This window comes from Flavobacterium procerum (assembly GCF_042431625.1).
GTDB classification, from domain to species: domain Bacteria; phylum Bacteroidota; class Bacteroidia; order Flavobacteriales; family Flavobacteriaceae; genus Flavobacterium; species Flavobacterium procerum.
The window spans coordinates 434573-458739 of record NZ_JBHLYW010000010.1 but is presented as its reverse complement, the minus strand read 5'-3'; the positions used below and the strand labels follow the sequence as shown (position 1 = coordinate 458739).

Genomic DNA, 24167 nt, shown 5'->3' with positions numbered 1-24167 from the left:
GTTTTTTTTTCTAATTTTTATTCGAAGACATTTTATTTCTAATAAAAATTAAGGTTTTTGAATTAGTCATAATACTCAAGCTCTCTTTTTGATAGTATTGCAGGAGAATTATTTTTGAATTCTTTTCTTTCTATCCAATTATTATTTGCGTCAAATTTGTATTCGAAATAGTTATAACAATATTTTTTTTCTTCGCCGCAAACTTTGCTAATCAATCCATTTTCGTAATAGTAATAACCAATTTCGTTAATTTCTACTTTCAGTTTTCCTTCGCCATCATAAATACTTTCTCTTTTTGAATTAGAATTAAATCCGCATTGTCTGCTGTATTTGTTGAAAATTCGCTGCGTAATTGTATCGCCCTTTTTTAACGAAAGCGTTACTAAATCATAACAAACTTGATTGTCATAGTTTTTTGTTACTATGGATACAGTATCATTTTTTGGATATTTATAGACATAGTATTCATTATTGCTTATGAACTGTTTTGCTAATAAACCATCTTTGTTATAATGGTAATTCATTATTTCAGGCGTTTTTATGAATCCCTGATTGTATTTAATTCTTTTTACTGTTTTTCCGTTATCATAAAAATACCTTGTCGAATCTTTAAAATCAAGTTTGGCTTTTGTATTATTCGAATAAAAACATTCTTTAATTAGATTATTTTTATTGTCATAAAAAAAAGTTTTAGTTGTTGTTTCCCAACTAAAATTCACGCCTGTTTCTACCTTTTTAGTTACTTTTTGATTTTTATTATAATTGATGGAAACGGTATAAAGAATTTTGTTTGTTTCAATACTAGAGGCGGTTATAATCTCTTTTTTTATTTTTTTTGTCTGTGAATAGGAAAAACTAATTCCAAAAACTAAGATGTATATAAAATTTTTTATGATTTTGTTGAGCATCTAATTTTAGTTATTATAAATGAATCCTTTACTGCTTTTCTCAGAATTAAATTAAAAGCAGTTACGAAGTTCAACTTTATAGTTGAAACTTGCGTAACTGCGTTTGGGTTGGTTGTGTTTAGTAAGGAAGTTTATCAGCAAAAGCCTTAATATCTTCCTTCATATCTTGTAAATAATCAATATCGTCAAAACCATTGATCATATTATTCTTTTTGTATCCGTTGATAGCAAAAGATTCTTGCTGACCAGTTGATAATAAAGTAATCGTTTGGTTTGGAAGATTGATTTCTAATTCTGTTTTAGGATCAGCTTCAATAGCTTTGAAAATAGTTTCAGAAAACTCAGGGCTGATTTGTACTGGCAAAACACCAATATTCAAACAGTTTCCTTTGAAGATATCTGCAAAAAAACTAGAAACTACAGCGCGGAATCCGTAATCATAAACTGCCCAAGCAGCATGTTCTCTAGAAGATCCTGAGCCGAAGTTTTTTCCTCCAACAAGGATTTTTCCGCTATAAGTTGAATCGTTTAAAACGAAATCTGCTTTTGGAGTATCGTCTCCGTTGTATCTCCAGTCTCTAAAAAGGTTATCTCCAAAACCTTCACGTTTTGTAGCTTTTAAGAAACGAGCCGGAATGATTTGATCTGTATCAACGTTCTCAATTGGCAGTGGCACTGCACTGCTGGTAAGTATAGTAAATTTATCGTATGCCATTTTTGAAATTTTAGATTTTAGATTTTAGATTTTAGATTTTCTTTTGAAAACTAAACTTAGAACCTAAAAATGTTTTGTATTAAATAATGTTGATTCATTTTGTTTGAAGAAATTGAGATGAAGATTACGCAAAGTGAGAAATCTAAAATCTAAAATCTCCAATCTAAAATAATTCCCTCGGATCTGTCAGTTTTCCTGTAACTGCAGCAGCAGCAGCCATAATTGGACTTGCTAAAAGCGTTCTTGAACCAGGGCCTTGACGACCTTCAAAGTTTCTGTTTGAAGTACTTACTGCATATTTTCCGGCAGGAACTTTATCATCGTTCATTGCTAAACAAGCAGAACAACCCGGCTGACGTAATACGAAACCAGCTTCTGTCAAGACATCTAAAATTCCTTCTTCTTTAATTTGTGCTTCAACAACGTGAGAACCCGGAACTAACCAAGCCGTAACATTATCTGCTTTTTTTCTTCCTTTTACAATTTCAGCAAAAGCTCTAAAATCTTCAATACGTCCGTTTGTACAGCTTCCTAAGAAAACGTAATCGATTTGTTTTCCAATCATTACGTCGTCTTCGTTGAAGCCCATATAAGCCAAAGATTTTTTATATGTTTCTTCGCCGCCTTCAACTTGATTTGCACTTGGGATATGTTTTGTGATACCAATTCCCATTCCTGGGTTTGTACCATAAGTAATCATTGGTTCAATGTCTTCCGCTTTGATGTTTAATTCAGCATCAAACACAGCATCAGCATCAGTTTTTAACGTTTTCCAGTATTCAACCGCTTTTGTCCAAGCTTCTCCTTTTGGAGCGTAAAGTCTTCCTTCAAGGAAATCGAAAGTAGTTTGGTCAGGAGCAATCATTCCTCCACGAGCACCCATTTCGATACTTAAATTACAAACGGTCATACGGCCTTCCATAGTCATGTTTTCAAAAACATCTCCGGCGTATTCAACAAAATAACCTGTTCCTCCAGAAGTAGTTAATTGTGCAATAATATAAAGTGCAACGTCCTTTGGACCAACACCTTTACTTAATTGTCCGTTTACGTTAATACGCATTTTCTTTGGTTTAGGTTGCATAATACATTGCGTAGAAAGCACCATTTCAACCTCAGATGTTCCGATACCAAAAGCAATTGCTCCAAAGGCACCGTGAGTAGACGTATGCGAATCTCCACATACAATAGTAGCACCTGGCAAAGTAATTCCGTTTTCAGGACCAACTACGTGCACAATTCCATTTTTTTGGTGTCCTAATCCCCAGTGCGAAATTCCGTATTCGTTAGCATTATCTTCAAGAGCCTGAAGCTGATTTGCAGAAAGCGGATCCTGAACTGGTAAATGTTGGTTTATGGTTGGTGTATTGTGGTCGGCAGTTGCAAAAGTACGCTGTGGGTATAAAACGTTCACGCCTCTCGATTTTAATCCTAAAAAAGCAACAGGACTCGTAACTTCATGAATGAAATGGCGGTCAATAAAAAACACATCTGGCCCATCTTCAATTTTACGCACTACATGTGAATCCCATACTTTGTCAAATAATGTCTTACTCATTTTTTATTTTTTTTAATTGTAATTTCTATAACCACAGCAATTCCCTGTTCATTATAATAGCAAAACAAAAGTAAAAAAAGATAAAAAAGCGTCAATTTCGATATTTCATTATATACGATACCCAAACCAATTTACAAATTGCCAAACGGCTTTTGCAGACTAAAATTTGAAAGAAAAATGATTAAGAAACTGATTTACTTTTTCTTTTTTGGCTTTAATTTTTCTTGTTTGTTTTTTGTTTTAATAGTTTGCAAATTTATCTCTAAATCACTATAAAATACAAGGTTTTGTTTGAAAAAATCTAACAAAATGTATAAAAATAGTAATAATTGTTAGTTTTGGTTTCTTTGCAAAAAAGATGGTTTTTTGGTTTTTTAAAGCTTTCAAAGGAGTTTTCTGAGTATTATTTAGATTCAATAAAAGGTCAAAATACTACGACATCCAAGAGATGTATTTTTGTGAAATTTTATGAATTTTAAGAGAAAATCTGATGAATAAATAAGAATGCCTTTTTAAGAAATTATCCGTTTTCAATCTCCAAAAAAAGCGTAAATTTGAACTTCCTCCGATTTTTATTCATAACTTTAGTATTCTTCATGTAATCAAATGGTTATATGAGAATGGTTTGGAATTTGGAGCTTTAAAAATTTGATTTTTACGACTTTATGTATTTAATATTCGATACCGAAACCACCGGATTACCAAAACGCTGGGACGCCCCGATTACCGATTCTGACAACTGGCCTCGCTGTATTCAGATTGCGTGGCAGTTGCATGACGAAATGGGAACGCTTATAGAGCATCAGGATTATTTAGTAAAACCAGACGGATTTAATATTCCGTATGATGCCGAACGTATTCACGGTATTTCTACTGAATTGGCTGAAGCCGATGGAATCACTTTGGCTGAAGTTTTGGAGAAATTCAATATTGCTTTAAGCAAAACGAAATTTATCGTTGGACAGAATTTAGGTTTCGACGTTAACATTATGGGAGCTGAATTCCATAGAATGGGAGTGGAGTCTCAAATGAGTTCAATGCCCGTTTTAGATACTTGTACCGAAGTTACGGCTTCGTTATTACAGCTTCCTGGAGGTCGTGGTGGAAAATTCAAATTGCCAACTTTGACCGAATTACACAGCTATCTTTTTGATAAACCTTTCGCGGAAGCGCACAACGCAACTGCCGACGTTGAGGCTACTACGCGTTGTTTTCTTGAATTGGTTAGAAGAGAAGTTTTTACCAAAGAAGAACTGGATGTTCCGAAAGAATATTTTAAAGATTTTCAAGAAAGAAATCCAGAACCATTTAAGTTAATTGGTCTTAAGCATATTAACTTAAAAGCGGCTTCTGATAAAATTAGAGAACAGCTTAAGGCTTTAGCTGGAGAAGACACGCAAAATGTCGTTTCTGAAGAAGATAAAGCAGAGTTTAAAGCTGCCAAATTTGCGCATCTACACAATCATACACAGTTTTCGGTACTGCAATCGACTATCGGAATTGGGAATATTGTTTCGGCTGCAGCCAAAAATAAAATGCCAGCTGTTGCCATGACAGATACTGGAAACATGATGGGAGCTTTTCACTTCGTGAGTGCCGTTATGAATCACAACAAAGCCGCTTCTGGAAAAAATAAAGCTTTAGTTGAAGCTGGTGAAGAACCAACAGAAACCGAAGTAAAACCAATTGTTGGCTGTGAATTTAATATCTGTGAAAATCACTTAGATAAAAGCAAAAAAGACAATGGGTATCAAGTCGTTTTGATGGCTAAAAACAAAGCTGGATATCACAATTTGGCTAAAATGGCTTCGATTGCCTATACAGACGGATTTTATTATGTTCCGAGAATTGACCGCGCGATTGTAGAACAATACAAAGGCGATATCATGGTTTTGTCCGGGAATTTATACGGAGAGATTCCGAGTAAAATCTTGAATATCGGTGAAAACCAAGCCGAAGAAGCTTTGATTTGGTGGGCAGCACAATTTGGTGAAGATTTCTATTTAGAAGTAATGCGCCATAATCAGGAAGATGAAAATCGTGTCAATAAAACCCTGATTGAGTTTTCGAAAAAGCACGATGTAAAATTAATCGCTACCAACAATACCTATTATTTAAACAAAGAAGATGCCAATGCCCACGACATTTTACTTTGTGTAAAAGATGGTGAAAAGCAGGCAACACCAATTGGACGTGGACGTGGTTACCGCTACGGACTTCCAAATCAGGAATACTATTTCAAGTCGCAAGACGAGATGAAAAAGCTTTTTGCTGATTTGCCAGAAGCCATTATCAATATTCAGGAAATTATTGATAAGGTGGAAGGATATTCGCTTTATCGAGATGTATTACTTCCGAAATTTGATATTCCAGAAGAATTCGTTGTTGTTGAAGATGAAGCTGACGGAGGTGTTCGTGGGGAAAATAAATATTTGAGACACCTTACGATGGAAGGCGCCAAAAGAAGATATGGTGAAATTACCGAATCGATTCAGGAACGTTTAGATTTTGAATTGTTGACGATTTCAAATTCAGGATATCCGGGTTATTTCTTGATTGTACAGGATTTCATCGCCGAGGCTAGAAAAATGGACGTATCAGTAGGTCCTGGCCGTGGATCTGCAGCGGGTTCTGCTGTTGCATATTGTCTCGGAATCACGAATATTGACCCGATTAAATACGATTTACTTTTTGAGCGTTTCCTAAATCCGGATCGTGTATCGATGCCCGATATTGATATCGACTTTGATGACGAGGGTCGTGGACGTGTAATGGATTATGTAATCAATAAATATGGTCAAAAACAGGTGGCGCAGATTATCACTTATGGTAAAATGGCGACCAAATCGGCGATTCGTGATACGGCGCGTGTATTGGATTTACCTTTGTTTGAAGCCGATAGAATTGCCAAACTGATTCCGGGAATGATGCCGTCCAAATGGAATTTGGCACGTTTTATTTCTGAAAGTGAAGATGAGGTTAAAAAAGCCCTTCGTTCGGATGAATTTGACAATGTAAAAGAGTTAATCGCCATTGCCAATAAAGATGATTTGGCAGGAGAAACCATTCAGCAGGCAAAAATTCTTGAGGGATCAATGCGTAACACGGGAATTCACGCCTGTGGAGTAATCATTACGCCGTCGGATATTACGAATTATGTTCCTGTAACCACAGCAAAAGATTCGGATTTATATGTAACACAGTTTGATAACTCGGTTGCAGAAAGTGCCGGATTGCTTAAAATGGACTTCTTGGGTTTAAAGACCCTTACACTGATAAAAGATACCGTAAAACTGGTAAAATACAGAACTAATATTGATCTGGATCCTGATACTTTTCCAATTGACGATGAGGAAACGTATGCGCTTTTCCAAAGAGGAGAAACGGTTGGAATCTTCCAATATGAGTCGCCTGGAATGCAGAAATACATGAAAGATCTGAAGCCAACGGTTTTTGGAGATTTAATTGCGATGAATGCATTGTATCGTCCGGGACCTTTGGAGTATATTCCATCTTTCGTTCGAAGAAAAAATGGTGATGAAGAAATCAAATACGATTTAGATGCTTGTGCGGAATATTTATCTGAAACCTATGGAATTACCGTTTACCAAGAGCAGGTAATGCTTTTGTCTCAGTCTTTGGCCGGATTTACAAAGGGTGAGGCCGACGTTTTGCGTAAAGCGATGGGTAAGAAACAAAAAGACGTACTTGATAAAATGAAGCCGAAGTTTGTTGAACAAGCCGCAGCAAAAGGTCACGATGCCAAAGTTCTAGAGAAAATCTGGAAGGACTGGGAAGCTTTTGCGAGTTACGCCTTCAACAAATCGCACTCGACTTGTTATGCTTGGATTGCGTACCAAACGGCTTATTTGAAAGCGCATTATCCTGCCGAATATATGGCTGCGGTACTTTCGAATAACATGAACGATATTAAACAGGTTTCGTTCTTCATGGAAGAATGCAAACGTATGGGATTGCAGGTTTTGGGGCCAGACGTAAACGAATCGTACTATAAATTTACCGTAAACGATGATTATGCGGTTCGTTTCGGAATGGGAGCGATAAAAGGAGTTGGTTCTGGAGCCGTTGAAACGATTGTAGAAAATAGAAAAGACGGAAGATATAAATCGATTTTTGATTTAGCGAAGCGAATTGATTTGCGTGCAGCAAACAAAAAAGCGATTGAGAATTTAGCATTGGCTGGAGGTTTTGATTCCTTTGAAGGAACAACTAGAGCACAATATTTCCATGATGATGGTGACGGAATAACTTTCTACGAAAAAGCCATGCGTTACGGATCGAAGTTTCAGGAAAATGAAAACTCGTCGCAGGTAAGTTTGTTTGGAGAAGCCAGTGAAGTGCAAATTGCAGAACCCGTTGTGCCTCCATGCGAAGATTGGAGCACAATGGAAAAATTAGCCAAAGAAAAAGAAGTTGTCGGAATCTATATTTCAGGACATCCTTTGGATGATTTTAAGTTTGAAATGAAATATTTCTGCAATGCTCGTTTGGAATCTTTAAAAAGTATGAATGAATATGTTGGGAAAAATCTACATTTTGCTGGTATTGTTTCCAATGTGCAAAGGCGTGTTGCTAAAAATGGTAAAGAATGGGCTTCTTTTAATTTAGAAGGTTACGACGAGAGTTTTGAGTTTAAGATTTTTGGTGAAGAATATCTGAGTTTTCACAGGTATTTACTTCCTAATAATTTCGTTTTCTTTAAAATTCTGATAAAAGATGGTTGGGTTAATAGAGATACTGGTAAAAAATCAGAACCTAGGATGCAGTTTGTTGATGCTAAACAATTGCAAGATGTATTAGGACTGTTTGCAAAAAAATTGGTTTTATTACTGAATATTAAAGACCTCCAAACAGAGTTTATTCATAATCTGAGTCATTTGTTTAATGAATATAAAGGAGATAATTCGGTTTCTTTTGAAATAATGGAATTAGAAAAAGTCAAACGTTTGGTCGAGGTGGAAACGCCAACAGATTTTGAGCCAGACGAAACTGTTTTTGAAGATGACAATGATAATGAAGACGCCGCGCTTCAAACAGATAAGGTTCAAGAGGTGAATGAGATTGAAGAAATCAAGGTAGTAACCAAATTGACGATGCCAAGCAGACGCCTAAAAGTCAAGATTTCTACCGAATTGTTGTTAGAATTAGAAAGAATGCAGATTAATTTTAAATTGAACTAAAAAATTAACAGTTAAAATTTAAACAGATGTTATTTTTTTTAGTTAAAAATATGCACGCATAATAGTTTTTTAGTAATATTGCCCGAAATTACAACGTTTTCGTTATTAGTCTAACTTTGCAAATTGTAAGAATGTTTTTAATATTCTAAGTTTGTATAAATTAATTAAATCAGAATTATGAAAAAGAACCTATTTTTATTAGGATTATTTGTTTGCTCAATGGTGAGTGTGGCGCAAACAACAGAAAATACAGATAAACCAGAAAGCTGGTACTTTAAATTGGGTGGATCATATTTTATTCAAACAGCCGCTACGGAGTTTCCAATTGTAAATGGCGCATTACCGAATACAGATGTTTACGGTCCTAATGGAACTACATTAATTTCTAGAAAAACAAATCACGGTTCTTTCGGAGAAGGTTTCCGTTCTGGATTAACTGCAGGTTACCGTTTTTCTACACGCCTAGGAGTTGAGATGGGAATTAACTATTATTCTAGTGCTGATAAATTGATGGTTGAGACTACAAATCGTTTAGTAGCAACTTCTCCGGCAAATATTTTTGTAACTGGTGATGCTGTAGGTAAAATTAGAGCATGGGATTTATCGCCATCTTTAGTATTGTTTTTGGGAGAAACCAAAGGTTTTGAACCATATACTAAGGTAGGAATTATTGTTCCTATTCATGGGGATTTAACAATCGAAACCAACCGTGAATATTACACAGCACAAGGAGTTGTGGCAAAAACATATTCTGAAGATGTTGTAAAACCAAATCCAACTATTGGTTTTATGGCTGCAATCGGAACTTCTTATAAGCTAGGTAAAAAGATTGCTGTATTTGCTGAAGTTGAATACAGAAACTTTACTGTTCATGGAAAAACCAAAGAAACTACTGTGTTCACAGAAAATGGAGTAGATAAATTACATACTCCATCTACTTTTAGACAAGATGCTTCTTATTCTGCTATTCATACTAATTATGTAAGTCAATTAACTACAAGTTCTAACAGTAGAGTAACTAATGCGGCAGGTTTTGATGATACAAGAGCTACTGATGATATAAGTTCTTTTGTTGGAATTTAAGGTATTGGTTTAAGCGTAGGTTTAAAATACAGCTTATAATTTTATAGAAGTTTTATAGTTTTTTGAAGAAAGGATATTCGAGAGAATATCCTTTTTTTTATTTTAAATCATTTTCTATGGATTGCCTCCTGCTTTAGCTGGAGGCAATCCATATTATTTAGAAGCTTCTCTAAACTCCTTCAAAACTTGATCAATTACCCAAGTAGTTCTGGAGCCCGAAACACCTTTTGATGGAGAAGTATCTTCATTTCCTAATAATTCGGCAATTACAGTTTCTATAAACGGCTGTTGAATATGTAACGGATTTTCTATAGCAATACTCTCTTTTTCGCCATTTGCATATTGAATATGAATTGGGTCGTTTCCGAAAGTAGAAAAAGAGATTTTACCTTTATCACCAACAATTTCAGTATTGTCGTAACGTTCAAAACTGGCAAAATTCCAAATACCAGAACCGTGTATTCCATTTTCAAATAAGAAAGACATCGAAACGGCATCTTCTGCAGGATAAGCCATTAATTGAGAAGTTGCATGTCCTCGAACCGATTTTATGGGTCCTAAAACAAAATCAAGAAAATCTAGTGTGTGACAAGCCAAATCTACAAATATTCCGCCTCCTGAAATATGTGGCAACACTGTCCAAGGAAGATTGATTTCGTCATCGTAACGCTCTTCAAAAGGATGATATAAAACGCAGTTTACGTGTCTGATTGTTCCAAGTTTTCCTTCAATCAATTCTTTGATTTTTAAAAAACGAGGCAATGCTCTTCTATAATAAGCAACAAATAGCGGAACATTATGTTCTTTGCAGACACTGATCATTTCGTTGCATTCTTCAAAAGTCAAAGCCATTGGTTTTTCTACATAAACAGGTTTTCCTGCTTTGGCGCATAAAATAGTATATTCTTTATGAGACGATGGAGGAGTAGCGATATAAACTGCATCAACTTCTGGATCATTTATTAAATCAATTGCATTCGAATACCATTTCGGAACGTTGTGGCGTTTGGCGTAATCTTCGGCAAGTGCAGCATCTCTTCGCATTACGGCAACTAAAGCTGAATTTGCAGCTTTCTGAAAAGCCGGACCGCTTTTTACTTCTGTTACATTACCGCAACCGATGATTCCCCATTTTATAATTTTCATGGTTTAAGTTTTAAGTTTCTCAAATTTAGTGTAAATGGTTTATTTAAAAAAGTTAGCCACAAATTCACGAATTTATTTCACGCAGATTAAAAATAATTTAAGCAGATCTGCACAGATTTTTATTAATTAAATCAGCTTAGATCTGCCAAAATCTGCGGAATCTGCGTGAAACAAAAAAAGATAGCCACGATATTCAGAAATAAATTCGTGAATTCGTGGCTAAAAAAAGTAAGTTGAAAGTTTTATTTCGAAGGCAAAGCTTTAAAACCCATATTATAAAGCGTAAAAGCCTGAATGTCTACATTCTCTTGAATTGTAGCGGCAACAGATTTTCCTGCTCCGTGACCAGCTTTTACATCGATTCTAATTAAAACAGGATTTTCTCCTGCTTGTTTTTCCTGCAATTCAGACGCAAACTTGAAACTATGAGCTGGAACCACACGATCGTCATGATCTCCTGTAGTTACCATCGTTGCAGGGTAATGTGTTCCTTGTTTTACATTGTGAACTGGCGAATATCCTTTTAAATATTCGAACATTTCTTTATTATCTTGAGCAGTTCCGTAGTCAAAAGCCCATCCTGCACCTGCTGTAAAAGCATTGTAGCGAAGCATATCCATAACTCCAACCGCTGGTAAAGCTACTTTCATCAAATCAGGACGTTGTGTCATTGTTGCTCCGACTAATAATCCTCCATTAGATCCTCCGCGAATAGCTAAATAATCTGATGAAGTATATTTTTGAGCAATCAGGTATTCTGCAGCAGCGATAAAATCATCAAATACGTTTTGTTTTTGAAGTTTTGTTCCCGCATCATGCCATTTTTTTCCGTATTCACCGCCACCTCTTAAATTGGCAACTGCGTAAACACCTCCGTTTTCCATCCAGACTGCATTGGCAATGCTGAAACTTGGCGTTAAGCTGATATTGAATCCGCCGTAACCGTAAAGGATAGTTGGGTTTTTGCCATCTAATTTAGTTCCTTTTTTATAAGTAATGATCATCGGAATTTTTGTTCCGTCTTTTGAAGTGTAGAATACTTGTTTCGATTCGTAATCTTCGCTTTTGAAATCTACTTTTGGTTTTTGATAAATTTCTGATTTTCCAGATTTTGGTTCGAAAGAGTAAATAGTTCCTGGTGTTGTGTAATTGGTAAAGCTGTAGTATAAGGTCTTTTCTTCTTTTTTACCACCAAATCCACCGGCAGATCCAACAGCAGGAAGTTTGATTTCGCGAACTAATTTTCCGTTATAATCGTACTGTTGTACAAATGAGACAGCGTCTTTTGTGTAATTAGCAAAAAAATATCCTGCACCAGTTGAAGGCGATAAGATATCTTTGGTTTCTTTAATGAAATCTTTCCAATTTTCAGGTTTCGGATTTGCCGCATCAACAGTAACTACACGTTTGTTAGGTGCATTGAAATCTGTTTCGATGAAAAGCTTGCTTCCTTCGTTTTCAATGATATTGTTGTCTGAATTATAGTTGTCTACTATAGTTACAATCGGGCTGTTTGCTTTGCTTAAATCCTTAATGTACAATTCGTTTCCATAAGTAGAATTGGCCGCGCTGATAACCAGATATTTGTTGTCTTCGGTAACATAACCACCTACATATCGTCTTTTTTGATCGGCACCAAAAATTACTTTGTCGTCTTTTTGAGAAGTTCCCAATTTGTGGAAATACAATTTATGCTGATCTGTTTTGGCAGACAATTCGCTTCCTTTAGGTTTGTCGTAACTTGAATAATAAAAACCTTCATTTCCAAGCCATGATACGCCACTGAATTTTACATCAACCAAAGCGTCTTCTAAAACTTTTTTAGACAAAGCATCAATAATAATCACTTTTCTCCAGTCGCTTCCGCCTTCAGAAATCGAATAAGCAGCTTTGCTTCCGTCTTTAGAGAAATCAAGTCCTCCGAGAGAAGTGGTTCCATCTTTAGAGAATGTATTTGGGTCTAAGAAAATCTCTTCTTTTCCATTTTGGTCTTTTCTATAAACAACAGATTGATTTTGAAGTCCGTTATTTTTAAAATAATAAGTAAAATTTCCTTCTTTAAAAGGAGCACTTATTTTTTCATAATTCCACAATTGTTCCATGCGTTTTTTAAGTGCATCACGAAACGGAATTTTATCAAGGTAACCATATGTTACTTCGTTTTCTGCTTTGACCCAAGCACCAGTTTCTTCTGATTTGTCATCTTCTAACCAACGATAAGGATCGTTTACTTTTGTGTCAAAATAAACATCAACAGTTTCTCCTTTTTTAGTTTGCGGATATTGAATCTTATTTTGCGCTAATGAAATTCCTGCAGTTGTAATTGCCATTAATAGAAATGTTTTTTTCATAGTTAGTTTTTATCTGTTGTAGCAAAAATAGTACTTTTTGTGAGATTACTGTGTTATTAACCGCAAAGTACGCAATCCCGATAGCTATCGGGATACGCAAAGCACGTAAAATTAATCTCGCAAAGCCGCAGAGGCGCAAAGTTTTAAAATTTCTTTGCGACTTCGCGTCTTTGCGAGATTTTTTTAAGCATTACTTAGTGTACCTTGCGTAATGCTTAGCGTGCTTTGCGGTTAAATAAAGATTATAAATTAAAATTAACTCCCAAAACGATATTTCTTCCAATATTCGGAATACCATCTGTTTTCAATCTCGAAAGGTGCGCGATATATTTTTTGTCGAATAAATTGTTTCCATTTAGGTTAATGTCGAAAGCCGTTTTCCCTAGTTTTACTGTTCCTCCAAAACCTAAATTTACCAAAGTATATCCTTTAGAAGCAGTTTCGAAACCGCTTACATTTTTCTGGTCAAATGTTGAAGAAACATTCAAAGAAGCAAAACCTTCGCTTAACCAATCTTTGATATTAAATTCGGTTCTAAGCGTATTATTCCAATTGTTGGCAGGAATTAAAGGTAAATAATCGTCATTGTCTTTTTTACCTGTAACGGTTTCAAAACTGGTTTCAAAATGCAACCAATCTAAAGGATGCGGATGAAAATGTAGTCCAACTTCGCCTCCATACAATTTTGCATTATCCTGTACATAAGCAAAAACATTATTATCGTCTAGAACTTCTCCTGTTGGCGAAGTGTAAATGTAATTGTTTACATGATTGTAAAATCCGTTAACGAAAAACTCAAAATGAGAATTTTTATATTCTAAATTCAAATCGGTTTGAACGTTTTGCTCTGTTTTAAGATTTGCATTCCCAATTTCATAACGATTTGTTCCTTCGTGAACACCATTTGAAGTCAATTCGGCTAAGTTCGGCGCTCTAAATCCTGTAGCAACATTTAAACGAAGTGTCAATGGTTCAGCTAATTTTGTTTTATAACCTAATGAAGCATTAAAACTGTCAAAAGAACGATCTAAAGCCTGAAAATATCCTTCTTCGCCTTCAGTTCCGTGTGCAATTGAAGAAACGTTTCTGTTATCAAAACGTAATCCAGCTTGTAAAACACTGTTGTCCCATTCGTAATTTGCAGTTCCAAAAACGCCAAAATCATTGGTTGTAGCATCTGGAATCAAATATTCTTCACCAGAGTTTTTATTGGTTTGATGCATTCCCTGAACACCTACAATGGTTTCGATTTTTCCGAATTTAGGGAAATGATATTTTGCATTGTAGTTAAAAGTATTCAGTTTCATATGAAGCGAAGCTTCGTTGCTGTCTTCAAATTCGCTTCTGTCATTAGAAATATATCCTAAATCAACATCCAGTTTTGAGTTTTCAAAAAAGATAACATTATTCAAACTCAACAAATGATTGAAAATTCCTTGTCTAGGAAATTGAGTGTCTTTGCTTGAAGATTGTTCCGCAATTCCATCTTCTGGAATTCCAATATCCAGTTTATTGTAATTGTATCTTAAAACACTTGAAAAACGAGAGTTGCTGTATCCGATTCCGGTTTTAAAATCGGTTTCATTGTAACGTGAATTCGTTACACGGTCGCCATCTGCAATTTTGTAGTCTGAATGCGTATTGTAGCTTCCACGAGCTAAGAATTTCCAGTTATCTGTAGAAGTTTTTAATCCGATAGAAGAATTGCTTCCTTGTGTATTGGTAAAATATTTTTGGCTAAAATTGGCTTTGAAATCGCCTGCATCAGCAAATTTTTCAGGATTAAAATATAAAACTCCTCCCAAAGCATCAGAACCATATAATAAAGAAGCTGGTCCTTTGATCACTTCGACACTTTCGATTCCGGCATCATTTAAACCTAAACCATGTTCGTCTCCAAACTGCTGATTTTCGATACGAACACCTTGAGAATATACTAAAACACGATTTCCGCTCAATCCTCGAATCACTGGTTTTCCGATAGAAGTTCCGGTTGAAATTTGTGAAACTCCAGGAATGGTAGCCAGACCTTCAATTAGAGTTGAGGTTCCTTTTTGCTGTAATGTTTTGATGCTTTCGTGCTCAATTTTCATTACGTTCTGTGATTGTAATTTATTGAATGGAGTAGAAACTACGACTTCGTCCATTTCTAAAATAGATTCTTCAAGAACTACATCAACTGTATTTTGTTTTACTAATTTGACAACGGTTTTATTTTGAGTAGCATAACCTACATATGAGAAAGAAAGACGAAGATTTCCGTTTGGCAGATTGTTGAGTTCGTATTTTCCGTTTGCGTCTGTTGTGGTTCCTTTATGCAATTCAGAGGCATAAACAGAAACTCCCGGTAATGGATTATTTTGATTATCAGTTACAGTACCTGAAACCGAATTTTGAGCAGATAGAATGCCCGAGAACCCTAAAATTAGGGCTAATATGAATTTTTTCATTTGAAAATGATGCTATAGTTAAAATGATTAACCTAAAAAACAGAATGATACCGAAATCTGTTTGTTTTGAAAGTTTCAAAACAAATAAAATCGTCATTTTTTAGTTTTTAGATTTAAGTAAAATGATTTTTTCGATTCAATCGAAATTTTATACTATAGATGGAGGCGGCCCTCGAAGTAGGCAGAAATTTAGGTGAAATGAAATTACATTTTCCTGTAATGCAAAGAAATAAGGGATTTCTTTTGCAAAAGATGTAAATTCAAAAGAAAATTTTTCAGGGAGAATATAACTACCAAAAGCAAAATTGCACACATAACAAACATCATTACTGTCATGGTTATGCGTTATTTCACCATTTGGATCTTTATAACTATGATGGCATTTTTTTTCAGTAAGCTGTTTTGCAATGTGCTCATAACTATGTATCGACTGAAATAATATTGAGAACAATATCATTACAGCAGAGCCAAAACTTAATATGAGCTGCTTTCTTTTCATGCAGAGCAAAGGTATAAAGATTAAAATAAAATAAGAGAATATTTTTTTTAATGAGAGGATAAATCTTTGAAAAAAAGACAATAAAAAAGTATAATGACTCCTAAAACAGAATAATTAAGCTGTAATCTTCTCTAAATGCAGCATTATATTATATTTGTATATAAAATAAACCAAGTTCAAAAAACGTTTATTAAAAAACTCTTTAAACCAAAACACGATATGCGATTCTTTTTAAGCTGTTTATTTTTAGGTCTGTTTTTTACTTCTGCGGCACAGGAAGTGGCCAAGCCAGAAGTAAAACCTGTGGTGAAAATAGATTCGCTCTATAGAGAAGATCAATTTTATTTCTCTATTACGTACAATATGTTTACGGATATTCCTGATCATTTTAAACAAAACAAGTTTTCTTTAGGACTTTCGGGTGGTTTTCTTAGAGATATGCCAATCAATAAAAGAAGAACAAAAGCTATTGCTGCAGGTCTGGGATTAAGTTATCAAAACTATTTCCAGAATCTTACTATTTCGCAAGATCCTTCTGGTGTTCCGTTATATGGAGTAAATGATTATGGGCAGTTTGTTTCAAACCGTTACAAACAATATTCTGTTGAGCTTCCGATAGAATTTAGATGGCGTAATTCAACTTATGAAAGTTATAAGTTTTGGCGTATTTATACAGGGATAAAACTGAGTTATGTGTTCTCAAATAGTTCTATATTAGACGATGGAGAAAAAACATACAGAATTAATAATAATGCGGCTATCAATAAGTTTCAGTATGGGCCATATATTTCTGCAGGTTATAATACATGGAACTTATATGTTTATTATGGTCTAAGTCCGTTGTTTAAATCTACAGAAACCGTTTCGGGAGAGAAACTGAATCTAAAAACATTAAATGCAGGGCTTATTTTCTACATTTTATAACCACAAAGGAAGAAACAAAAGTTGTGGCATTATTCCGATCAGCAGTCCTATAAGTAATTCTTTTACAGAATGTGCTTTCATTTCAAGTCTAGAAGAAGCCGTGATTCCCGTTAATAAAATAAGCAGTGCAGGCCAATACGGATTATGCAGTTGCAGATGAATATTGAGTCCGATAACAAAAACGGTAAAACTGCTTATTGCGAGCATATGCAGACTTGCTTTTATTTTGAACAAAGAACATATCACTGCACAGATAGAACTGAAAAGTGCTCCCAAAAAAAAGAAATGCAATTCGGGATAACGAAGTATTACGATGCTTCTTTTAACGAGAAGAATGTACAAAAAACACTGTAAGATTAACGGAATCCTACGTTCTGTAACCTCTGGCAACATAACCGATTTTACATGTCCGGTTGAGCGCAACAGCAAAAAGAATAAAACTGGAACAATTGCCGTTATGATTAAAATCTGCACCAATACAAAGTATTTTTCCTGTATAGAAAACAAGTCGCCTTTGTAAAAAAGATAAAACAAAGCGGCATAAGTAGATATAAAAATCGGATGTAGGAGATACGAGAAAAAGGGCAGTATTTTTTTCAAAACATTCAAATTTAGAGGAGTAAACAAATATATAAGAAATAAAAATAAGTTAGTCTAAACTCCTTATTTTTTAAGAAAATCACAACTCTTTTCTGTTTCTAATGTTTTAATTTTGACAAAAAGAATTTTCTAAATGAGCATAAATCTAAAAAGCCTCGTATCGGTTTTAAATGCCGAATGGATCGGTTCTCCTGCCGATATCTTCATTGATCATATTTCAATTGATAGCCGATCGCTGCAAAACGGATCGCAGACTTTGTTTTTTGCTTTATCAGGAGTTAATCATGACGCACATCTTTATATTGCCGAACTTATAGAAAAAGGAGTTCAGAATTTTGTTGTGGAGCAGATTCCTGAAAATGTAACTGGAAAAGCTAATTTTCTCTTGGTAAAAAATTCGCTTTCTGCACTTCAGAATTTTGCAGCTTATTATCGTGCCGGTTTTCATTTTCCGATAATCGGTTTAACAGGAAGCAACGGAAAAACGATTGTTAAAGAATGGCTTAATTTTTTACTAAGTCCCGATTACAACATCATCAGAAGTCCCAAAAGTTACAATTCTCAGGTAGGTGTGCCTCTTTCGGTTATTGCAATAAACGAAATGCACAACTTAGGTATTTTCGAAGCTGGAATTTCAACGGTTAACGAAATGGTGAATCTGGAGAGAATCATCAAACCTAACATAGGAGTTTTGACGAGCATTGGCTCTGCACATGATGAAGGATTTGAAAACCTCAAACAAAAAATCAACGAAAAACTGCTTCTTTTTAAAGATTCGTCTGTAATAATTTATCAGAATAATGATTTAGTAGACGAATGCCTTTCTGAATTTTGTTCTCAATATTTTTTAGACGGCAGAACTTTATTCTCATGGAGTTTTACCAATGATTCTGCAGATGTTTTTATTGTCGAAAAAGAAGCCAAAAATGATTCGACTCTAATAAAATATCAGTATAAAGGTGAAGTTTTCAGTTTAGAAATTCCATTTAGTGATTCTGCTTCCATAGAAAATGCCATTTCGTGCTTATTAGTTTTGCTGTACTTTGAATATGATTTTGCGTTAATTCAAAATCGTATAAAAATGTTGTATCCAGTAAAAATGAGGCTTGAAGTTAAAAACGGAATCAATGGGTGCAGTATTATCGACGACAGTTACAGTTCCGATTTTCAGTCTCTGAAAATTGCTCTTGATTTTCTGGAAAGTCAGAAAAAGAATGCTTCAAAAACCGTTATTCTGTCGGATATTTTTCAAAGTGGTTTCTCTAACGAAGAGCTGTATTCAAAAGTTGCCCAGCTGATTTCTGACAATAAGATACATCGTGTCATTGGTATCGGACCAACGATTTCTTCTTTCAAAGATAAATTTGCCAACAGCACAGTGTTTCAAAATACAGCCGATTTTATTCATGAAATCGAAAGATTTGATTTTAATAACGAAACCATTTTGATTAAAGGAGCAAGGTCTTTTCAATTTGAAGAAATTGTTTCGTTGCTCGAAGAAAAGACACACGAAACAGTTCTGGAGATTAATCTCGATGCGATAAGTCATAATTTCAATTACTTTAAATCAAAACTAGGCCAGAATGTAAAAATGATGGTTATGGTAAAGGCTTTTGGTTACGGAAACGGCGGTTTGGAAATTGCAAAATTGCTCGAACATCACAAGGTCGATTATTTGGGTGTGGCTTTCGCCGATGAAGGAATTTCGCTAAAAAACGGAGGCATAAAACTTCCTATTATGGTTTTAAATCCCGAATCGACCAGTTTTCCGTCAATCATTCAATATAATTTAGAACCTGAAATTTACAGTATAAAAGGATTAAATGCTTTTCTGAAAATTGCGAGAGAAAAGAATTTGAAAGATTATCCAATTCATATAAAACTTGATACAGGAATGCATCGTCTAGGTTTTGAAAACAATACAATCGACGAATTAATTCAGACCTTAAAAGGAAATTCAACCGTTCGTGTACAGAGTATTTTATCCCATTTAGCGACAAGCGATGATTCGAATTATTTTGATTTTGTAAATCAACAAATCAGTTTGTTTGAAGAATTATCATTAAAATTAATGTCAGAATTGAATATAAATCCGATTCGACATATTTTAAACACCTCTGGAATCAGTAATTTTCCTAATGCACAATACAATATGGTACGTTTGGGAATAGGTTTGTACGGCGTTTCGAACGATTCTGCAGAACAAAAATATTTAGAAAATGTAGGAACCTTAAAATCGATTATCTCGCAGGTACGTACAATTCCAGCAGGCGATAGTGTGGGTTACGGACGAAGGTTTATGGCTCAGAAAGAAACTAAGATTGCGACAATCCCGATTGGTTACGCTGACGGAATTTCGAGATTATGGGGAAATCAAGCTGGTTTTGTTACCATTAAGAACCAGAAAGCATTTATCGTTGGCAGCGTGTGCATGGATATGCTCATGGCCGATGTAACTCATATCGATTGCAAGGAAGGAGATTCTGTAGTGATTTTCGGCGAAAGCCCTACTGTAATTGAGATGGCAGAAGTTTTAAGAACGATTCCATATGAAATTATGACTAGCATTTCACAACGTGTGAAAAGGGTGTTTTTTAGATAGTATTTTTTGAACCATATAAGTGATATAAGAAATTGTAAGCTTTGCGTGATTGAAATGTATAGTTAAGCAAATAAAGAAATGCGTTTCAACTAAAATGAACTTATCTGACTTATATGGTTCAAAAGCGACCCAAATGAGGGTTTTTAAAGAAAAATGCGTATTTTCGATACTTCATTTATTAAAAACTAAACAAATCAGATATGGGATTTTTTTCAGAATTTAAGGAATTTGCAACGAAAGGCAATGTTATTGATCTTGCTGTCGGTGTAATCATCGGAGCAGCGTTTAATAAAATAGTGGGCTCGTTAATTGATGATGTAATTACACCATTGATCTTAAAACCGGCATTAGAGGCGGCTCATTTATCGACTATTGAACAATTAGTAGCTTTTGGCGGAGTTAAATACGGAGTATTTATTTCAGCTGTGATTAACTTCTTAATTGTAGCTTTTGTTTTATTCATTATTATTAAAGGAATAAATAATCTTAAAAAGAAAGAAGCGCCAGCACCAGCCGCACCAGCTGGGCCAACACAAGAAGAACTGCTTACTCAGATTAGAGATTTATTAAAAAATAAATAAAAATACAATACCGCTACACTAAGTCTAATTTAACCGCCTTTACAGAGGCGGTTTTTTTACAAATTGTTTGTTTTGTAACATTTTGTTAATTTTTGTGAACAGCCTTGCGGTAACTTTTATTATACTTATTTTTGCGGAGTGAAATTAGATTATTGATTATTTAAAAATATAAAAATGAGAATAGCGGTTGTAGGAGCTACCGGAATGGTGGGCGAAGTAATGCTTAAAGTTTTAGCGGAAAGAAATTTTCCGGTTACAGAATTAATTCCAGTTGCATCAGAAAGATCAGTAGGAAAAGAAATTGAATATAAAGGACAAAAATATAAAGTAGTTGGTTTGCAAACCGCAGTTGATATGAAAGCAGATATCGCTGTTTTCTCTGCTGGCGGAGATACTTCATTAGAATGGGCGCCAAAATTTGCGGCTGCAGGAACTACAGTAATTGACAATTCATCGGCATGGAGAATGGACCCGACCAAAAAATTAGTGGTTCCAGAAATCAATGCAGATGTATTGACAAGAGAAGATAAAATTATTGCAAATCCAAATTGTTCTACTATTCAGATGGTAATGGCTTTGGCTCCTTTGCACAAAAAATACAATATTAAAAGAATCATCGTTTCTACGTATCAGTCTATCACAGGAACTGGTGTAAAAGCTGTAAAACAGCTTGAAAACGAATACGCAGGAGTTCAAGGTGATATGGCTTACAAATATCCAATCCATAGAAATGCGATTCCACATTGCGATAGTTTTGAAGAAAACGGATACACTAAAGAAGAAATGAAATTGGTTCGCGAAACTCAAAAAATCCTTGCTGATAATACTATCAGAGTTACTGCTACTGCAGTTCGTGTACCAGTTGTAGGCGGACACAGTGAGGCTGTAAATGTTGAGTTTACAAATGATTTTGATGTAAATGAAGTTCGCGAAATTTTACACAATACTGATGGTGTAACTGTACAAGATAATTTAGATGCATTTACATACCCAATGCCATTGTACGCAGAAGGTAAAAATGATGTTTTTGTTGGAAGAATCCGCCGCGACGAAAGCCAACCAAATACCTTAAACCTTTGGATTGTTGCCGATAACTTAAGAAAAGGTGCAGCAACAAACACAATTCAAATCGCTGAGTATTTAATTCAAGCAGGTTTGGTATAATCTTTAGAGATTAAATAAAATTGTTATAAAGAAAATGGCCGTAATTGCGAAAAGTAGTTACGGCTTTTTTGAATTTTATTATTTGTCTTATTTTAACAATCATAAGGCTTTTTGAGTAGTTTTTAAAAGGGATTATAAAAGTATATTTACTTAAGAATTCAATCAGAAAATATGAAACGGAAATTTATTTATCAAGAAGAGTTGTCGGATAAGTTTTGGGATATAGAATATAATGGGAAAATTCAAAAGATAACTTTTGGTAAAATAGGAACTAATGGTCGTGAGACCATTAAAGAATTTGAAAGTGAGGAAGAATGTAAGAAAGAATCAGAAAAATTAATTGCTCAAAAAACTAAAAAGGGATATCAGGAAATTCAGGAAAATGAAGATATTCCTCGTAAAAAAGAACTTTCAGAAACCGAAAAAGCAGATTTCTATTTTTGGGAAGCGATTGATAAATCGAACAAACAGAAAAAATCTCATTGGAGCGAATATGATGTTGATGAACATATAGAAAACTTAACCAACTATCTGTCTAAATTTGGAAAAGATAGACTTGTATTATTTGAGAAAACACTTCAGGAAAAATTAAGTATTTTGTATACTGCTGAAATTGCAGAACTTTCGATTATTCTTGAATGTGATTTTAAAGAAGAAAACGGTATTTATGTTTTTGACGATTATCTCTCAGATGATGGTTTTATTTATTTCCGTTGTTGGCTTTTGTTAAAAGGAAAAGAATTTTTTGAAGATATAACATCAGATATTCAGTCATTTGTAAGTGGGAAGTATAGTTTTAACATTGGAGATTGCTGGGCAGAAGGATTATTGTATGTTGCAGATATAGCATATGCTGAAAATCATGAAAATGAAGACGAGTCGGAAATCAGAGATGCGGTTTATGAATTAAACCCCAAAATTCATTATGATAGTATGGAACGAGAGATGAATCGTGAGCCTAAAGGGGGTAAAGATTTGCAGGAAATGTATCCAAAGCTGGTTAAGGAAATGTGTGAATTAAGAAAAAAATAGAATAAGTTGATTTCTGGTGAATTCAAATTACGGGAATAGCACAAGGATTGGCATATTAGCTTTTACAACAAAGAATCATAGCAACCTAAAATTAAAATGAAAAATATAAAATATATACTATTGCTAATTTCAGGAATTTGTGCAGCACAGAATAAATTTGTAGTCAAGGATGGATCAAAAAAATATTCTGTTGAGATTTCTGTAGCTAATTGCAGTGCTGGAAATTGTGAAGGAAAAGCAACTATAAAGCTAATAGATAAAAAGTCAAATCGTTTTTTCCAAATGTTGACATCAGCAGATTTGTATTTTTTTCTAGATAAAAAACAAAAGCCAACTGTAAATGTAGTGGAACTTTATGGTGAACAAAGCCCTTTGATTTTTGATGATTTTAATTTTGACGGAACAGAAGATTTGGCGATAAGAAATGGAAATAAAAGCGGATATGGAGGGCCATCTTATGATGTATATGTTTATAATTCTACAAAGAAGAAATTTGTCTTGAGTAATCAATTAACCAATTTGACAACTGACAATCTTGGTATGTTTACAACAGATCATAAAAGGAAAAGATTAACTGCATATTCTAAATCCGGATGCTGTTGGCACATGACCACCGAATATGCGGTCGTTGCAAATAAAGGTCTTCGCAAAGTTTTCGAGCTTGAAGAAGACGCAATGAATGGTGATTTTGTAAAAGTGACTACAAGGAATTTTATAAAGAATAAGTGGCAGATTAAAACTAAAAATTATAAAATTAGTGAGTATTATAAAGAATGAAATTTGAGATACGCCATGAAGGAATTTTTTGAAGAAACAATTACTTGGTTGTGTACGTCTGGAACCTTAACAGAAGCATTTTCAGAAAGAGAATTTGAGCCTTTCGACCCAAGTGGTATAGAGAATAATTGAAAAATTCCAAATTCCAAGAACTACTAGAGTATTGGAATTTGGAATTTTTTAAATGTTGGATTTTTTTATTTTAGTATTCAGGTGCTAATTCCAGCTCTAGACCTTCTAAGTCTTCGGTAATTGGAATCTGGCAGCCCAAACGGCTATTAGATTTCACATAAAATGCTTCCGAAAGCATGGCTTCTTCTTCGTCTCCCATTTCAGGAAGAACAACGTCATTTAAAACATAACACTGGCAGGATGCGCACATTGCCATTCCGCCACAAGTTCCTTCAACAGGAAGTTCGTATGCTTTGCATAACTCCATTATATTCATTGCCATATCAGTCGGAGCCTGTAACTCATGTACAACTCCTTCTCGATCTTTAATCTTTATTAATACATCCATTTTAATTGGTGGAATTTTAATTGAGAGGACTTAATAACGTGAAAAAATCCTTATTT

The 24167-nt window shown here is 34.5% G+C and carries 17 protein-coding genes; 8 read left to right on the top strand and 9 right to left on the bottom strand.

Going from position 1 to position 24167, the window contains the following annotated elements; all coding sequences use genetic code 11:
• Positions 1–62 precede the first annotated feature (62 nt).
• The 3 genes from ACFFLS_RS16335 to leuC all read right to left on the bottom strand — a co-directional run bounded on the left by ACFFLS_RS16335 (position 63) and on the right by leuC (position 3181).
• Entirely contained in the window at positions 63–908 is an 846-nt protein-coding gene (locus ACFFLS_RS16335; RefSeq protein WP_379689539.1) for a hypothetical protein, read from the bottom strand.
• Between the two features lie 118 nt (positions 909–1026).
• Complete coding sequence (gene leuD / locus ACFFLS_RS16330; RefSeq protein ID WP_232677551.1) at positions 1027–1623, bottom strand: 3-isopropylmalate dehydratase small subunit; 597 nt, start codon at positions 1621–1623, stop codon at positions 1027–1029.
• A gap of 163 nt (positions 1624–1786) precedes the next feature.
• Positions 1787–3181 carry a 3-isopropylmalate dehydratase large subunit gene (gene leuC / locus ACFFLS_RS16325; protein WP_379684435.1) on the bottom strand — a complete coding sequence of 465 codons (1395 nt, stop codon included), beginning with the start codon at positions 3179–3181 and terminating at the stop codon, positions 1787–1789.
• Positions 3182–3846: 665 nt separating this feature from the next.
• On the opposite strand from leuC, the gene dnaE reads away from it, so the two are divergent.
• Positions 3847–8382: a DNA polymerase III subunit alpha gene (gene dnaE / locus ACFFLS_RS16320; protein ID WP_379684436.1), complete on the top strand. Its 4536-nt coding sequence runs from the start codon at positions 3847–3849 to the stop codon at positions 8380–8382.
• 177 nt (positions 8383–8559) lie between these two features.
• Complete coding sequence (locus ACFFLS_RS16315; RefSeq protein WP_379684437.1) at positions 8560–9465, top strand: outer membrane beta-barrel protein; 906 nt, start codon at positions 8560–8562, stop codon at positions 9463–9465.
• A gap of 153 nt (positions 9466–9618) precedes the next feature.
• On the opposite strand, the gene ACFFLS_RS16310 is transcribed toward ACFFLS_RS16315, so the two are convergent.
• The 4 genes from ACFFLS_RS16310 to ACFFLS_RS16295 form a co-directional block, all read right to left on the bottom strand.
• The gene (locus ACFFLS_RS16310) at positions 9619–10611 is read right to left on the bottom strand and encodes a Gfo/Idh/MocA family protein (RefSeq protein WP_379684438.1); all 993 of its coding nucleotides are present in this window, start codon (positions 10609–10611) and stop codon (positions 9619–9621) included.
• Between the two features lie 242 nt (positions 10612–10853).
• The gene (locus ACFFLS_RS16305) at positions 10854–12962 is read right to left on the bottom strand and encodes a prolyl oligopeptidase family serine peptidase (RefSeq protein WP_379684439.1); all 2109 of its coding nucleotides are present in this window, start codon (positions 12960–12962) and stop codon (positions 10854–10856) included.
• Positions 12963–13204: 242 nt separating this feature from the next.
• Positions 13205–15412: a TonB-dependent receptor gene (locus tag ACFFLS_RS16300; RefSeq protein WP_379684440.1), complete on the bottom strand. Its 2208-nt coding sequence runs from the start codon at positions 15410–15412 to the stop codon at positions 13205–13207.
• Positions 15413–15560: 148 nt separating this feature from the next.
• Positions 15561–15911 (bottom strand): hypothetical protein, encoded by a 351-nt coding sequence (locus ACFFLS_RS16295; RefSeq protein WP_379689536.1) that lies wholly within the window; start codon positions 15909–15911, stop codon positions 15561–15563.
• A 219-nt stretch (positions 15912–16130) separates the two neighbouring features.
• On the opposite strand from ACFFLS_RS16295, the gene ACFFLS_RS16290 reads away from it, so the two are divergent.
• Complete coding sequence (locus ACFFLS_RS16290; protein ID WP_379684441.1) at positions 16131–16835, top strand: porin family protein; 705 nt, start codon at positions 16131–16133, stop codon at positions 16833–16835.
• Here the strand turns inward: ACFFLS_RS16290 and ACFFLS_RS16285 are convergent.
• A complete protein-coding gene (locus ACFFLS_RS16285; RefSeq protein ID WP_379684442.1) occupies positions 16830–17435 on the bottom strand; it encodes a hypothetical protein in 606 nt (201 codons plus the stop codon). The genes ACFFLS_RS16290 and ACFFLS_RS16285 overlap by 6 nt on opposite strands.
• A gap of 133 nt (positions 17436–17568) precedes the next feature.
• On the opposite strand from ACFFLS_RS16285, the gene ACFFLS_RS16280 reads away from it, so the two are divergent.
• The 5 genes from ACFFLS_RS16280 to ACFFLS_RS16260 all read left to right on the top strand — a co-directional run bounded on the left by ACFFLS_RS16280 (position 17569) and on the right by ACFFLS_RS16260 (position 23591).
• On the top strand, positions 17569–20037 hold the full coding sequence (locus ACFFLS_RS16280) for a bifunctional UDP-N-acetylmuramoyl-tripeptide:D-alanyl-D-alanine ligase/alanine racemase (RefSeq protein WP_379684443.1): 2469 nt from the start codon (positions 17569–17571) through the stop codon (positions 20035–20037).
• Between the two features lie 200 nt (positions 20038–20237).
• Positions 20238–20618 carry a large conductance mechanosensitive channel protein MscL gene (gene mscL, locus ACFFLS_RS16275; RefSeq protein ID WP_379684444.1) on the top strand — a complete coding sequence of 127 codons (381 nt, stop codon included), beginning with the start codon at positions 20238–20240 and terminating at the stop codon, positions 20616–20618.
• Positions 20619–20792: 174 nt separating this feature from the next.
• Positions 20793–21782: an aspartate-semialdehyde dehydrogenase gene (locus ACFFLS_RS16270; protein WP_379684445.1), complete on the top strand. Its 990-nt coding sequence runs from the start codon at positions 20793–20795 to the stop codon at positions 21780–21782.
• Positions 21783–21953: 171 nt separating this feature from the next.
• A complete protein-coding gene (locus ACFFLS_RS16265) occupies positions 21954–22814 on the top strand; it encodes a DUF4240 domain-containing protein (protein WP_379684446.1) in 861 nt (286 codons plus the stop codon).
• A 96-nt stretch (positions 22815–22910) separates the two neighbouring features.
• On the top strand, positions 22911–23591 hold the full coding sequence (locus tag ACFFLS_RS16260; protein WP_379684447.1) for an XAC2610-related protein: 681 nt from the start codon (positions 22911–22913) through the stop codon (positions 23589–23591).
• A gap of 202 nt (positions 23592–23793) precedes the next feature.
• Here the strand turns inward: ACFFLS_RS16260 and ACFFLS_RS16255 are convergent, their stop codons facing one another.
• A complete protein-coding gene (locus ACFFLS_RS16255) occupies positions 23794–24111 on the bottom strand; it encodes a 2Fe-2S iron-sulfur cluster-binding protein (RefSeq protein ID WP_379684448.1) in 318 nt (105 codons plus the stop codon).
• Positions 24112–24167: the final 56 nt, after the last annotated feature.